This window comes from Micromonospora coriariae (assembly GCF_900091455.1).
GTDB lineage: Bacteria > Actinomycetota > Actinomycetes > Mycobacteriales > Micromonosporaceae > Micromonospora > Micromonospora coriariae.
In genome coordinates this window covers 2,147,375-2,160,934 of record NZ_LT607412.1, presented here as the reverse complement: position 1 = coordinate 2,160,934, position 13,560 = coordinate 2,147,375, and the positions used below count along the sequence as shown (strand labels likewise).

Here is a 13,560-nt window from a genome sequence, read left to right as displayed (position 1 = left end):
GCGGGCTTCCCTACGATAAGGGGCCGACGGCGGGTCCTTGGGACCACCGCCCGTGGCCGGCGCCGGACCGACCCGGCGTGGAGCCGTACCGTGCAGGAGGGACAGTCACCGATGACGCAGGTCCAGGCGCGACCCGCCCGAGTGGCCACGAACCCGTCCGACGTTCCGGCGCGGGCGACGCCGCCGGCCGACCGACCCGGCCGGGGACGGGTCGGTCCGGTGCTGGTCGGGCAGCTCGTCGTGCTGGAGTTGTGCGCGCTCGCCGTCTGGGCCGCCGGGACCGGGCCCAGCTGGCTGCTCGCCACGGTCGGCACGGCGGCGGCGCTTGTCGTTCTGGCCACGTTCGCCCGCCGGGGCGGCCGCTGGTGGTTCGAGGACCTGCTGCTGCGCCGACGGCTGCGGCGGCGCCGGGAACGGGCGGCGGCGGCGTTGGCCGGCGGTGCCGTGTCGGATCCGCGCCTGGCCGCGCTCGCCCCCGAGCTGAGCGTCATCGAGCTGACCGACCGGGGCACCCGGCTCGGCATCGGACAGGACGACCAGGGCTGGTTCGCGGCGGTCGCGCTGCAGCCCACCACCGGCGCGGTTGTCGGTTCGGTGGAGGCGTCGACGGTGGATCAGGCGCTGCGGGTCCTCGCGGACTTCGCCGCCCCGGTCTCCCGGGCTCAGGTCGTCGCGCACACCCTGGTCTGGTATCCGGCGCCCGGCGCGCCGCCGGCCGCGCACCGGACGGTGTGGGTCGCACTGCGGCTCACCGTCCGCGACGCGCGGGTCGAGGCGGTGAGCCGGGGCGGCGGGCTGCCTGGCGTACACCGGACACTGGCCGCCGGGATCGGCCGGCTGGGCAAGGCGCTGACCGCCGCCGGCCTGGCCCACCGGCCACTGGGCCGCGACGAGTTGCGCGCGGCAGTGGTCTCGGCCGCCGGGTTGGACCTGGTGCCGGAGCCACCGGCGGAATCCTGGCAGGGGCTGCGCGGCGGCGGCTGGACGCACCGCTGCCTGAGTCTGCGCGGCCGGTCGGACGCCCCGCTCGGCCCGCTGGTGGACGCGATCACCGCGACCTCCGCGCCGTCGCACACGGTGGCCGCGGCGGTGTCGCCGGACGGCCGGGTGGCGGCGCCGCTGCTGCGCGTCGCGGCGATGGACAACCACGTCGAGGCGCTCGTCAAGGTGGTCCGGGACATCGCGCAGCGAGCTGGCACGCCGGCTCGGCCGGTGGACGGCCAGCACGGCCCGGGTGTCTACGCCAGCGCGCCGGTGGCCGCTGTGCTTGGCGGTTCAGTCCGTCCGCAGCCGCGCTGACCGCCCGCCCGCCGACCAGCCGTCCGGCTCGTTGGTCCGCGGGCGGGAAGGCCCTCGGTCAGGGTCGCAGGTTGACGATCCAGCCGTACAGGCCGCAGACCCAGACGGCCAGTGGGACCAGCGAGATGATCAGCATGATCTCGACGATGTCGAGCAGCCGGCCCCAGACCGGGGAGATGGGCTTACCGGCCACTGTCAGCCCGTAGATCAGGCTGATCACGGCGGCCAGCAGCAGCCCGCCGAGGATCAGACCGAGCCGGACCGGCAGCGACCCGTTGGCGAAGGTGGCCGCGGCGGCCAGGCCCAGCCCGACGGTGCCGGTGAGCAGCACCGGGGTGCGCTGGGCCCGGCCCAGCAGCGGACGGGCCCGCAGCAGCGAGAGCAGGGCCAGCACCAGGCAGAGCAGCACCGCCGGGAGGCGTCCGTCCAGGGCCAGCACCAGCTGCGCGCCGAGCACCAGCAGCGACACGGTCCACAGCAGGCCGGTGAGGAACTCGTCGGCCCGTTCGCTCTGCTGGAGCACCTGCCGACCGTCGACCGACTCGCTGTCGGTCTTCAGGTCCTCCGGGCCGGTCGGGATCGACGGCACCGGCAGCCGGGCCATCCGGTAGGCGACCATCGGCAGCGCCGGCACCAGGCCGAACGCGACCGCCGCCACGACCGCTGCCGAGCCGGGCGCATCCATGCCGAAGGCCAGACACAGCAGCGCGCCCAGGCCGATCGCTGCGCCCACGCCGAGCGCGGCGAAGAAGAGCGGGTAGCGGTCGCCGACGGCCAGCGCGGCGACCGCCCCGGCGATCACCACGGCGGTGGCCGCGAGCAGGACGTGCGGGCTGGCCAGGTCGGTCAGCGGGCGATCGCCGGCGAGTAGCAGCAGGCCGCCGGTGCCGGCGTACAGCAGACCCACCATGGCCAGCACGGCGCCGGTCCGGCTGTCACCGGCGGCCCGGGACAGCACCGCCGCGCCGACCAGCAGCGCCACCGCGACCAGCAGGGCGGCCAGCGCGCCGGGCAGGTGCGGCGGGCCGGCGAAGAGCGCGGCCAGCGCGCCGGCGCCGAGCGCCACCGCGGCGAACAACACCGCGAACGAACGGGTCGCGCCGACCTGCCAGGCGCCGGGGCGCTCGTTGGTGGCGGTGGCGACCGCGTCCACCACGTCGTCGAAGACGACCTCCGGGGCGGCGGCGGACCGGGGGTTGAAGTAGAGCACCTCGCCGTCGCGGACGCCGAGCTGCCCGGCGGTACGCCCACCGTCCAGGGGCGCACCGCCCAACCGGGACAGTGCCCACCCGCCGTGCCGCACCCCCTCGTCCGCCAGGTCCTCACCGGCGTAGCGCAGCAGGGTGGGGAGCAGATCGGCCATCGGCACGTCCGACGGCAGGGCCAGATCCATTCGGGTACGGGGAGCCACGATGGTGATCCGGCTCAGACCACCGGTCGCCGTCTTCGTTGCCACAGTGGCCTCCTGGTGTCCTTCTACGATCAGCGGGCCCGCGGTGCCGCGCGGTGCGGGTCCACCGCGCCCACGGGAGATTACCTACGATGACGGGCACGTACGATGCCCACCCGCGGACTTGGGTCCGCGACGGCAGGTCGTTGAGGCCGCTTCTGGGGAGGAGACAGCCGTGAGCACGGTGGTGTTCCGCCGGCTCCCGCGTCAGCCGGGGCCGGCCTTGCCGCGCGGTGAGGTGCTGCTGGAGTCCCCGCCCGAGCTGCCCGAGCCGACACCCCGCGGGATGGGGCAGCTGCTCATGATCCTGCCGATGGTCTGCGGGGTCGGTGCGATGGCCTTCCTCTACGCCGGCCGGGGCGGCGGCATGATGACGTACGTCGCCGGCGGCCTGTTCGGTGTCTCGATGCTCGGGATGGCGATCGGGTCGCTGAGCAACGGCGGCAACGACAAGGCGGAGCTGAACGCCGATCGCCGCGACTACATGCGCTACCTCGCCCAGATGCGCAAGCGCACCCGGCGTGCGGCGGGGCAGCAGCGGGCGGCGATGGCCTGGCGGCACCCGGAGCCCGACGCGCTCTGGTCGATCGCCGCGTCCCGGCGGCTCTGGGAGCGGCGGATCACCGAGGACGACTTCGGCGAGACCCGGATCGCGCTCGGCCCGCAGCGGCTGGCGGTGGAGATCGTTCCGCCGGAGACGAAGCCGGTCGAGGACCTGGAGCCGATGAGCGCCATCGCGCTGCGCCGGTTCGTCCGGGCACACTCCACCGTGCCCGACCTGCCGACCGCGCTGTCGGTGCGCGCGTTCAGCCGGGTGGTGCTGCGCGGTGACCGGGAGCCGGTCCTCGACCTGACCCGGGCGGCGTTGGGCCAGCTGGCCACCTTCCACGCCCCGGACGACCTGGTGATCGCGGTGGTCGCCGCGCCGGACCGGCAGTCGGCCTGGGACTGGGTCAAGTGGCTGCCGCACGCCCACCACAGTGGGCGCACCGACGCCGCCGGCGCCCGCAGGATGGTCTTCGCCAGCCTGGCCGAGGCCGAGGAGTCACTCGCCGGGGAGCTGTCCGGGCGGCCCCGGTTCGCGTCCGAGGCCAAGCCGCTGACCACCGCACCGCACGTGGTCGTGGTGGTCGACGGCGGCGAGATCGCGCCGACCTGCCAGTTGTTGGGTCAGGGGCTGCTCGGCGCGACGCTGATCGACCTGTCCGGGACGGTGCCGCGCGACGCCGGGCGCTGGCTGCTCTGCCTCGACGTGGGCGACGGAAGCAACCTCGAGCTGGTCCGGGGCAGTTCGTCGTCCCGCCTGGGCCGGCCGGACCGGCTCACCGCCGAGGCCGCCGAGGGGCTGGCCCGGCAGATCGCCCCCTACCGGCTGTCCCAGCAGCAGGCCAGCAACGACGAGCCGCTGGCCCGCAGCATGGAGTTGCCCGACCTGCTCGGCGTGGGCGACGCCGCGGCCGTGGACGTGCACCAGACCTGGCGTCCGCGCGGTCACCGGGACCGGCTGCGCATCCCGCTCGGCGTCGGTCCGGACGGCAACGTGGTCGAGCTGGACTTCAAGGAGTCGGCGCACGAGGGCATGGGCCCGCACGGCCTGGTGATCGGTGCGACCGGGTCCGGCAAGAGCGAGCTGCTCCGTACGGTGGTGGCCGCGCTGGCGGTGACGCACTCGTCGGAGGAGCTGAACTTCGTACTGGTCGACTTCAAGGGCGGCGCGACGTTCGCCTCGCTGGAGGCGCTGCCGCACACCAGCGCGGTCATCACCAACCTGGCCGACGAGCTGCCGCTCGTCGACCGGATGCGCGACGCGCTCGCGGGCGAGATGGTGCGCCGGCAGGAGTTGCTGCGGGCGGCCGGCAACTACGTCTCCCGCTTCGAGTACGAGAAGGCCCGGGCGGCCGGCGAACCGCTGGCGCCGATGCCCAGCCTGCTGATCATCTGTGACGAGTTCAGCGAGCTGCTCGCCGCCAAGCCCGACTTCATCGACCTGTTCGTGATGATCGGCCGGCTGGGCCGGTCGCTCGGCGTGCACCTGTTGCTGGCCAGCCAGCGGCTGGAGGAGGGCAAGCTGCGCGGCCTGGACACCCACCTGTCGTACCGGATCGGTCTGCGCACCTTCTCCGCAGTGGAGAGCCGGATCGTGCTCGGCGTGCCGGACGCGTACGAGCTGCCGAACGCGCCGGGCCACGGCTACCTGAAGACGGACACCAGCACTATGCTGCGGTTCCGGGCCGCGTACGTGTCGGGGCCGTACCGGGCGCCGGGGCAGCAGGCGTCCGCGTCGCAGGCCCTGGTGCAGCGCCGGATCGTGCCGTACGGCGTCGACTTCATCCCGGCGCAGACCCCGCAGCTGCCGGTGGACACCGCGCCGGAGCCGGAGCAGCCGGCCGACGGCAAGGCCGTGGCGATGCTCGACGTGCTGATCGACCAGCTCACGGGCCGGGGCCGGCCGGCGCACCAGGTGTGGCTGCCGCCGCTGGCCGACCCGCCGGGCCTCGGTGAGCTGCTCGGCCAGTTGGCCGTCGACCCGACGTACGGGCTGTGCACCGCGTCCTGGCCGGGCCGGGGACGGCTCACCGTGCCGGTCGGTGTGGTGGACCGCCCGTACGAGCAGCGCCGCGACCCGATGATGGTGGAGCTGGCCGGTGCCGGCGGCAACGTGGTCATCGTCGGCCGCTCACTCAGCGGCAAGAGCACGATGCTGCGTTCGCTGCTCGCCTCGCTGGCGCTCACGCACACTCCGCGCGAGGTGCAGTTCTTCTGCCTGGACTTCGGCGGCGGCGCGCTGCGCAGCCTGGAGCGGCTGCCGCACATGGCCGGGGTCGCCGGCCGGCGGGACGTCGAGGCGGTGCGCCGTACGGTGGCCGAGGTGGTCGCCGTCCTGGACGACCGGGAGACGCGTTTCGCCCAGCACGGCATCGACTCGGTGGCGAGCTACCGCCGCCGCCGGGCCGCCGGCGAGTTCGCCGACGACCCGTTCGGCGACGTGTTCCTGGTGGTGGACGGCTGGAACACACTGCGCCAGGAGTACGAGGAGCTGGAGCAGACCATCACCACGCTGGCCAACCGGGGCCTCGGTTTCGGCGTGCACGTGGTGCTCACCGCTGTGCGCTGGGCGGAGATCCGGATCAACATGCGGGACCTGCTCGGCACCAAGCTGGAGCTGCGCCTGGGTGACGCGTCGGAGTCCGAGATCGACCGGCGCGCGGCGACGAACGTGCCGGAGAAGGCGCCGGGTCGTGGTCTGACCCGCGACAAGCTGCACTTCCTCACCGCCATCTCACGGATCGACGGCCGCCGGGACATCGAGGACCTGAGTGAGGCGTCGATCGCCCTGGCCGGGCACGTGGCGGACAACTGGCCGGGCCGGCCGGCGCCGAAGGTGCGGCTGTTGCCGCGCCGGTTGCCCGTGGCCGAACTGGCCCGGATCATCGACCGGTCGGCGCCCGGCCTGCCGATCGGGGTCAACGAGTCCGCGCTCGCGCCGGTCTACCTGGATCTGGCCAACGAGCCGCACCTGACGGTCTTCGGCGATGCCGAGTGCGGCAAGACCAACCTGCTGCGGCTGATCGCCCGGGGCATCACCGAGCGGTACACCCCCGCGCAGGCCCGTCTGGTGATCGCCGACTACCGGCGCGGGCTGCTGGGCGCGGTGGAGGGCGACCACCTGTTGGACTACGCCCCATCCAACCAGGCGTTCGCCCAGGGCCTCGGCTCGATCCGCAGCGCGCTGGCCAACCGTCTGCCCGGCCCGGACGTCACCACCGCGCAACTGCGCGACCGCAGTTGGTGGAAGGGCCCGGACCTGTACATCCTGGTGGACGACTACGACCTGGTGGCGTCCGGCGGCAGCAATCCGCTCAGCGCCCTTCAGGAGCTGCTGCCGCAGGCCCGCGACATCGGCCTGCACCTGATCATCACCCGCCGGGTCGGCGGTGTGTCCCGGGCGCTCTACGAGCCGGTGCTGCAACGGTTGCGCGAGTTGGACTCGCCCGGTCTGCTGATGTCCGGCAACCGGGAGGAGGGCGCGGTCTTCGGCACGTTGCGACCGAGCCCGCAGCCGCCCGGCCGGGGCACTCTCGTCCGCCGTCGGGATGGCCAGCAGCTGATCCAGACCGCCTGGTCCGAGCCGTCGTGACGAGGGTCGGCTCGGGCCCGGTCGTTCCGGTCGCCGGCGGAGTGCCGTTCACCACTGTCGCCGGCGACCGTCGGGGCGACCGGTTCGCGGCCGTGTCGGATTCCCGTCCCGGTCGAGCCCCGGGCGCGCCCGGGGTGGCAGGGGCAGCAGGATCGGCGAGGGCACGGAACGCTCGACCGAACGCTGACCATCGGACGGGGGGATGATGCCGCAGGTGTTGGTCTACCTGTTCGGGTACTTCCTGTTGACCATCCCGGCCTTCCTCGGCCTGGCCCTGATCGCCCAGATCGGCAGGTCGACGCGGGTCCGACGAGCCGGCGAGCTGGTGCTCGTCACGGGCGTCGTCGCGCTCACTCCGGTGGTGGCGCACCGGGCGCTGGAAGTACCGGCGCTCTGGCTGGCGGTGGCTCTGCTGGTGGTCGTGCTGGCGGTCAGCGTGGCGAGGCAACTCCGGTCACGTTCCTGATTTGCATGCCCTGATTCACCACTATCCATCGAACGCGGCCGGTCAGGGCTGCGCGGGCTGGACCCGTTCCGCTACGGTCTTCACTGGAGTGTCCGTCGGTGGGGTGTTGCTGCCTTGCCGCGGGGGAGGGGCGCGGCAAAGCCGCCGCCACAACATGACGGAAGGGTGTGAAGCATGGCGTTCGAGGTCGAAGCTGCGACTCTGCATACCGCCGCGAGTGACGTGCGGTCCACGCGCAGCGAGGTCGACGGCGAGCTGAAGAAGCTGTGGAACGTAGTCGACGACCTGGCCATGGCGTGGAAGGGTCAGGCGTCCACTGGTTTCCAGTCGCTCATGCAGCGCTGGAACGAGGACACCGTCAACCTGCTGACGGCGATGGACAGCATCGCTGACCTGCTCGACAAGTCGGGTACGACGCACCAGGTCAACGACGAAGAGCAGCAGCAGATGCTGGACAAGTTCCACTCTGCTCTCAACCCGTGATCCGTAGTTAGCAGAGGAGGAAATCGTGACGATCAAGGTTGACTACGCGGTCCTCGAGAGCAGCAACCAGCAGATGCAGGCCATCTCGAAGACCATCGACGAGAAGCTGGACACGCTGCGGTCGATGCTGTCCAAGCTCCAGTGGGACGGCGAGGACCGGGCGGCCTACGAGCAGCACCAGGCGAAGTGGGACTCGTCGGTCCGGGACATCAACCGGATCCTGAACGAGATCGGCGGCGCTGTCGGCATCGCCCGCGAGAACTACGTCTCCACCGAGATGAGCAACGCCAAGGTGTGGGGCTGAGACAATCACCGGTGCGGCTCCGGTCCGGTTCGACCGGACCGGAGCCGCACTGCGTTGGCGTCGACACAGGTTCTGGGAGAGCGATGGGTACGGGGAAGTCTTTCCGTTCGGCGCGGTTCACCGCCGCGGCCGTGTTGGCGTTGTGTACCGCGATGGCCTCCGCCGTGGTGCCGGCACCCGCCCACGCCGCCGACACGGTCCGTGGCCTGCAGTGGTATCTCGACTCGCTGAAGATTCCCCAGGCGCACAAGATCACCCAGGGCAAGGGCGTGGTGGTCGCGGTCATCGACTCCGGTGTGGACCCTTCGCACCCTGACCTGCGCGGTCAGGTGCTGCCGGGGCACGGGGTGAATGCCGCCGCCGCTCCGGACGGGCGGCGCGACGACGACCCGGAGTCCGGGCACGGCACCTCGATGGCCGGCATCATCGCCGGCCGCGGTGGGAGCACGACACGGGAGTTGGGCATCGCGCCGGCCGCGAAGATCCTCCCGGTCTCCATGGGGCCCCGTGCGGCCGGCATCGACATGGTCCTCGCGATCCGCTGGGCGGCGGACGCGGGCGCGGACGTCATCAACATCTCCTACGGTGGTGACCCGGCTCGCCCCGACCCGGACCTGACGGACGCCGTGAAGTACGCCCTGGGCAAGGACGCGGTGGTGGTCGTCTCCGCCGGAAACGTCGAGGAGGGCGACCGGCAGGTCACCGTTCCGGCCAACATCCCCGGCGTGATCGCCGTTTCCGGGCTGAACAAGCGCGGTGGCTTCTTCGCCGGCTCGGTGCAGGGTCCGGAGATCGTGCTCGCCGCGCCCATGGAGAGCATCATCGGGCCGGCGCCCAAGGCGGTCTCGCCGAACGGCTACACGGTGGCCAGCGGCACCAGCTCGGCAGCCGCCATCCTCTCCGGGGTGGCGGCGCTGGTCCGGGCCAGGTATCCGAACCTCGACGCGGTCAACGTCATCAACCGGCTGGTCAAGACCGCACGCGATGCCGGGCCGGCCGGTCGGGACCCGCAGTTCGGCTTCGGTGCGGTCGACCCGCTCGCCGCGCTGACCCGCTCGGTGCCGGCGGTCACGGCCAATCCGCTGCTGGAGGGCGCGGCGGCCGATCCGACCCGGCCCGGTGGCGGTGCCGCCCGGCCCGGCGACGATGACGGTCCGGCTGTCGAGTTCGGGGTCAGCAACAGGGCCGGTGCCATCGTCCAGGTGGGGCTCTGCCTGGCCGTGCCGATTGTCGCGCTGGTCATCCTGCTGGTGGTGCTGCGGCGTCGCAAGCGGCGCGCGCGGGCGGCCGTCGGCGGCCCGCTTCCCGGCCCTCCGGGGCCGCCGTCCGGTTGGCCCGCGGGTCCGCCCGGTTGGCCGACACCAGCGGCTCAGGCTCCACCGCAACAGCCCGGCCCGGGCTACGGTCCGCCGGCGGGCCAGCCCGCGCCGGGGTACCCACCGCCGGGCTATCCGCCGGCTCAGACCACGCCGGGCTATCCGCCGCCGGGCCAACCCGCGCCCGGCTATCCGCCGGCTCAGGCCGCCCCGGCACCGCCGACGGGCGGGCCCGGCTGGCCGGGTGCCGGCCCGGGGCACGTTCCACCGCCACCCGGCCCACAGCAGCAGTGAGCGCGGACCACCAGTCAGGTTTTTGGGGAGGGGACCGATGACGGACGACACGACCAAGCAGCCGGAACGGTTCGAGGCAAACGACATCTACATCCCGGTTCCGGCGGCCGGGGTGATGACGCCGGGTCTGGCAGTGACCGGCTTCGAGATCGACAACGTCAACCATGCCGCGACGCCGAAGGGTCTGGTCACCGCGCCCGGCGAGGCCGGCGTCAAGACCGAGTGGGACGCCACCAGCCTGGACTCGGCCATCGACTGGCTGGAGACCCATGCGGCGTACCTGAACAAGCTCTCCTACGACATGGTCGACATCCAGGACCTGATGGGCGGTGCGGGTGCCGGCGCGGCGGCCGGGGCGCCCGGTGGCCCGGCGAGCCCGCTCGGCGGCTTCGACTGGGCCGGCCGGTTGGCAGCCAAGCACCAGGGGCTCTACCAGGGCACCGAGAGCGGCGTCCGGCGGCTCTCCCAGAGCCTGTACGACGCGGCGGAGGCACTGCGTCAGGTCAAGGAAAACTACGAGACGGCGGAGCACGCCAACGCGATGTCCGCCGCCGACATGCAGCGGGTCTTCGGCGACGTGGCCGGCAACGGCGACGGTCGCTAGAACGGGGAGGACGCAGATGGGCCTGAGCTGGGAAGAGATGTGCCAGAAGGTCGTCATCGACGGCCGGCCGGGTGACGTGGAGAGCGCCGCCCTCGGCTGGGAACAGCTGATCAAGAATCTCAACAACGTCAAGCAGAGTCTCGACACCAACATCAAGGACCTGGGCACGGTCTGGAAGGGCCCGGCGTACGAGGCGTTCAAGGGTCACGTCGAGCAGATCGCCAAGGACACCGGGAACATCGTGGCGGATGCCGAGAAGGGCACCGGCATCGTCCAGTCGCTCAAGAGCGCCGCCGAGAAACTCACCGCCGCCCAGCGGGACTTTCCGGTCCCGGCGACCTGCGTCAACGACGTGCTGGAGGCACGGAACGCCAAGCTGACCCTCAGCGTGGGTTTCTTCGAGGCCAAGGTCGCGCCGGATTTCCTCGGCTGGTTGGATCCGGTGACCGCGGTCGCCGACTGGATCAACGACCGGTCCGAGGAGGCGGCCGGCGTCTACCAGCGGGTCAGCGGCGACTACCAGAACATCGCCCCGGGCACCCCGGGTGACGCGAGCGGCTTCGAGAACAAGACACCGAAGACCGAGATTCCCAAGCTGGACAACGGTGGCGGCGGTGGTGGCGGGGTCGGCTCCGTACCGGACATCGGCGGTAAACCGTCCATCGGCGACCTGGGCGGCAAGCCCTCGATCGACGCCAAGGGCATGCCGGACACGGGTAGCCTGCCCGGCGGTTCCGGCGCGCACCCCGACCTCTCCGGCGGTTACGACACCGGTTCGGGCGCCTACCCCGGCACCGGCGGGGTGCCGGGCACCGGCGGTCTGCCGGACGACTACAGCAGCGGGCTGGCGGGTGCCGGCGGGGGCGGCGCGCCCGGTCTCGGCTCCGGCCTGGGCGGCGGCGGGCTGGGCTCCTCCGGTCTGGGTGGTGCCGGTGGGCTCGGCAGCGGCGGCGGCCTGGGTAGCGCGGGCGCTGGCACCGGCGCTCTCGCGGGCGGCGGCGCGCTCGGTCGGGCGGTTTCCCCCGGCATGGGCCCGATGATGGGTGGTGGCGCGGCGGGCGCCGGCCGCGGCGGTGGCCGGGGCAGCGGTCGCGTCGGCGCGGGCGGCAAGTTGGGCGCGGGCGGCGGCATGGCACCCGGGATGGGTGGCGCCGCCGGCGGCGGTGCCGGCCGGGGTGGTGCCGGTCGGGGCGCGACGGGTGCCGGGGCCGGCGGCCGCGGCGCGGGTGCGCGAGGCGCGGGTATGGCCGGGATGGGCGCCGGTGCGGGCGCCGGCTACGGCGAGGAGGAGGCTCCCCGCAACACCTGGCTGGAGGAGGACGAGGACGTGTGGGGCGCCGACGGCGGTGGCACCTCCGGCATCCTGCGCTGATCGTCGGGACACCACGGCATCGACGAGGACGACCCGTCGGTGCCGTGGTGCGCACGACCACCGCCCGGCGAGTCAGGCGCGATCAAACCGGCGCCGGTCAGTTGGTGATCGGTGAGTCGGTGCGCCGGCCCGGGCGCCAGCCGCGCCGGCGGCCCCGGTTCACGATCGGCCGGGCGGCCAGCAGCAGCGCGGCGAGCAGCCCGCCGATCGCGGCGGCCCAGATCGCGGCGGTGCGTTGCCAGCTCAGCGGGTCGTCCGACCGGGCGGGCGCCGGAAGCGCACCGGCGGGCGGATCGGTACGGGTGCCCAGCAGGCTCGACACGGCCCGGTACGGGTTGACCACGCCGTAGCCGACCTCCGCGTTGTGCCCGTCCGGCGGGTTGTCCGCGGTCCGTTCCAGCCGGTCGGCGACCTGGTGTGGGTCGAGTCCCGGGTGGGCGGCCCGGACGAGCGCGGCCACTCCCGACACGTACGCGGCGGCGAAGCTGGTGCCGCCGGTCGGTTCGGCGCGGTAGCCGGTGCCGCGCGGGGCCGGGCCGACGATGTTCAACCCCGGCGCGGCGACGTCGACGTAGGCGCCGCTGACCGAGGTGCCCACGTGGCCGCCCTGCTCGTCGACGCCGGCCACGGCGATCACACCGTCGTACGCGGCCGGGTAGCCCGTCTTTTCCTGCTGCTGCTCCTGCCGGTTGCCGGCGGCGGCAACCAGTACCACCCGCTTCGCGAGCGCGTTCTCGACCGCCGCCTTGAGCTCGGGGCGGTCCAGGGTCACCAGGGACAGATTGATCACATCGGCGCCCTGCTGCACCGCGTAGTCGATGGCCGCGGCGATCTGCCCGGGCAGCGCCTCGTCGTTTGTGCCCCTGGTGTCCGGCAGTACCCGGATCGGCAGGATGCGGGCGGCCGGGGCGATGCCGCTGAACGGTACGCCGGTGCCCTCCTTGCCGGCGATGATGCCGGCCACCATCGTGCCGTGCCCGGCCATGTCGCACTGGCCCTGCTTGGCCTCCAGGCCGTTGAAGTCCCGGCCCTCGATCACCTGGCCCTTGAGCAGCGGGTGGGCGGCAGAGACCCCGGAGTCGATGACCGCCACCGTCACGCCGTCGCCCCGGGACAGCGGCCAGGCCGAGGCCGGGTCCAGCCGGCGCAGTGCCCACGGCATCTCCACCAGGCCGTCCTCGCCAGCTGGGCCGCAGGTGGGCGGCGCCGCGACCGCCGGGGAGGGTACGGCCACCAGGGCGGCGCCGAGCAGGACCGCCAGCGTTCCACTGAGGACGGCGCGGACGGCACGTCCGGTACGGCGGCGGGACGGGTCGGTCGCGCTCAACGGCAGGCATTCGCGCACCCGCAGAGATTACCGCTGTGTCCCGGTCGGGCAACGGCCCGGCGATTGCGGTCAGGCGCGGCGGGCGGCCTCCGGGGCGGGTGTCTCGGCGAAGAGCGCGAGCAGGGCGCCGACCTGGCGGTCGGCCTCGGCGGGGTGCCGGAAGTGGCCGGCCGGGTTGAGGGTGTACTCGTTGCGCCGCCCGACACGGGTGCGGCGCAGGTAGCCGCCGGCCTCCAGGTCGGCGACGATCGCCTGCGCGGCCCGCTCGGTCACGCCGACCTCGGCCGCCACGTCGCGCAGCCGCGCGGTGGGGTCGCGGCCGATGGCCAGCAGCACGTGCCCGTGGTTGGTGAGGAACGTCCAGTTCCGGCCGCCGGTGTCGCCGGCCGCCGTCGCCGAGCTCGCCATCGTGGGTCCGCCTCTCCCGTACCTCGTGCCCCCGGAGCGCCGCCGGAGCACCGGCCCGAGGGGCAACGTATGAAATCTATATCACGTATAGCTTGACGC

The 13,560-nt window shown here is 73.3% G+C and carries 11 protein-coding genes; 8 read left to right on the top strand and 3 right to left on the bottom strand.

Annotation, left to right across the window (positions count from 1 at the left end; all coding sequences use genetic code 11):
• The first annotated feature begins 111 nt into the window (after positions 1-111).
• Positions 112-1,299 carry a type VII secretion protein EccE gene (locus GA0070607_RS10060; protein ID WP_089017965.1) on the top strand — a complete coding sequence of 396 codons (1,188 nt, stop codon included), beginning with the start codon at positions 112-114 and terminating at the stop codon, positions 1,297-1,299.
• A 58-nt stretch (positions 1,300-1,357) separates the two neighbouring features.
• Here GA0070607_RS10060 and eccD read toward each other — a convergent pair whose 3' ends face one another.
• The gene (gene eccD, locus GA0070607_RS10055) at positions 1,358-2,755 is read right to left on the bottom strand and encodes a type VII secretion integral membrane protein EccD (RefSeq protein WP_089017964.1); all 1,398 of its coding nucleotides are present in this window, start codon (positions 2,753-2,755) and stop codon (positions 1,358-1,360) included.
• Positions 2,756-2,924: 169 nt separating this feature from the next.
• Here eccD and eccCa point away from each other — a divergent pair, with 169 nt between their 5' ends.
• The 7 genes from eccCa (at position 2,925) to GA0070607_RS10020 (ending at position 11,726) form a co-directional block, all read left to right on the top strand.
• Positions 2,925-6,887, top strand: a complete 3,963-nt coding sequence (gene eccCa, locus GA0070607_RS10050) for a type VII secretion protein EccCa (protein WP_089017963.1) — start codon at positions 2,925-2,927, stop codon at positions 6,885-6,887.
• A 214-nt stretch (positions 6,888-7,101) separates the two neighbouring features.
• Entirely contained in the window at positions 7,102-7,353 is a 252-nt protein-coding gene (locus GA0070607_RS10045) for a hypothetical protein (RefSeq protein WP_172899009.1), read from the top strand.
• Positions 7,354-7,527: 174 nt separating this feature from the next.
• Positions 7,528-7,836, top strand: coding sequence for a WXG100 family type VII secretion target (locus tag GA0070607_RS10040; protein ID WP_074316322.1), 309 nt, complete (start codon positions 7,528-7,530; stop codon positions 7,834-7,836).
• 25 nt (positions 7,837-7,861) lie between these two features.
• Positions 7,862-8,140: a WXG100 family type VII secretion target gene (locus GA0070607_RS10035; protein ID WP_074316323.1), complete on the top strand. Its 279-nt coding sequence runs from the start codon at positions 7,862-7,864 to the stop codon at positions 8,138-8,140.
• An 83-nt stretch (positions 8,141-8,223) separates the two neighbouring features.
• Positions 8,224-9,750 (top strand): S8 family serine peptidase, encoded by a 1,527-nt coding sequence (locus tag GA0070607_RS10030; protein WP_089017961.1) that lies wholly within the window; start codon positions 8,224-8,226, stop codon positions 9,748-9,750.
• A gap of 37 nt (positions 9,751-9,787) precedes the next feature.
• Positions 9,788-10,354, top strand: a complete 567-nt coding sequence (locus GA0070607_RS10025; RefSeq protein WP_089017960.1) for a WXG100 family type VII secretion target — start codon at positions 9,788-9,790, stop codon at positions 10,352-10,354.
• 16 nt (positions 10,355-10,370) lie between these two features.
• Positions 10,371-11,726: a WXG100 family type VII secretion target gene (locus tag GA0070607_RS10020; RefSeq protein WP_089017959.1), complete on the top strand. Its 1,356-nt coding sequence runs from the start codon at positions 10,371-10,373 to the stop codon at positions 11,724-11,726.
• A gap of 97 nt (positions 11,727-11,823) precedes the next feature.
• Here GA0070607_RS10020 and mycP read toward each other — a convergent pair whose 3' ends face one another.
• Positions 11,824-13,071, bottom strand: a complete 1,248-nt coding sequence (mycP, locus tag GA0070607_RS10015) for a type VII secretion-associated serine protease mycosin (protein WP_231930933.1) — start codon at positions 13,069-13,071, stop codon at positions 11,824-11,826.
• A gap of 51 nt (positions 13,072-13,122) precedes the next feature.
• Entirely contained in the window at positions 13,123-13,461 is a 339-nt protein-coding gene (locus GA0070607_RS10010) for a helix-turn-helix transcriptional regulator (protein WP_089017958.1), read from the bottom strand.
• Positions 13,462-13,560: the final 99 nt, after the last annotated feature.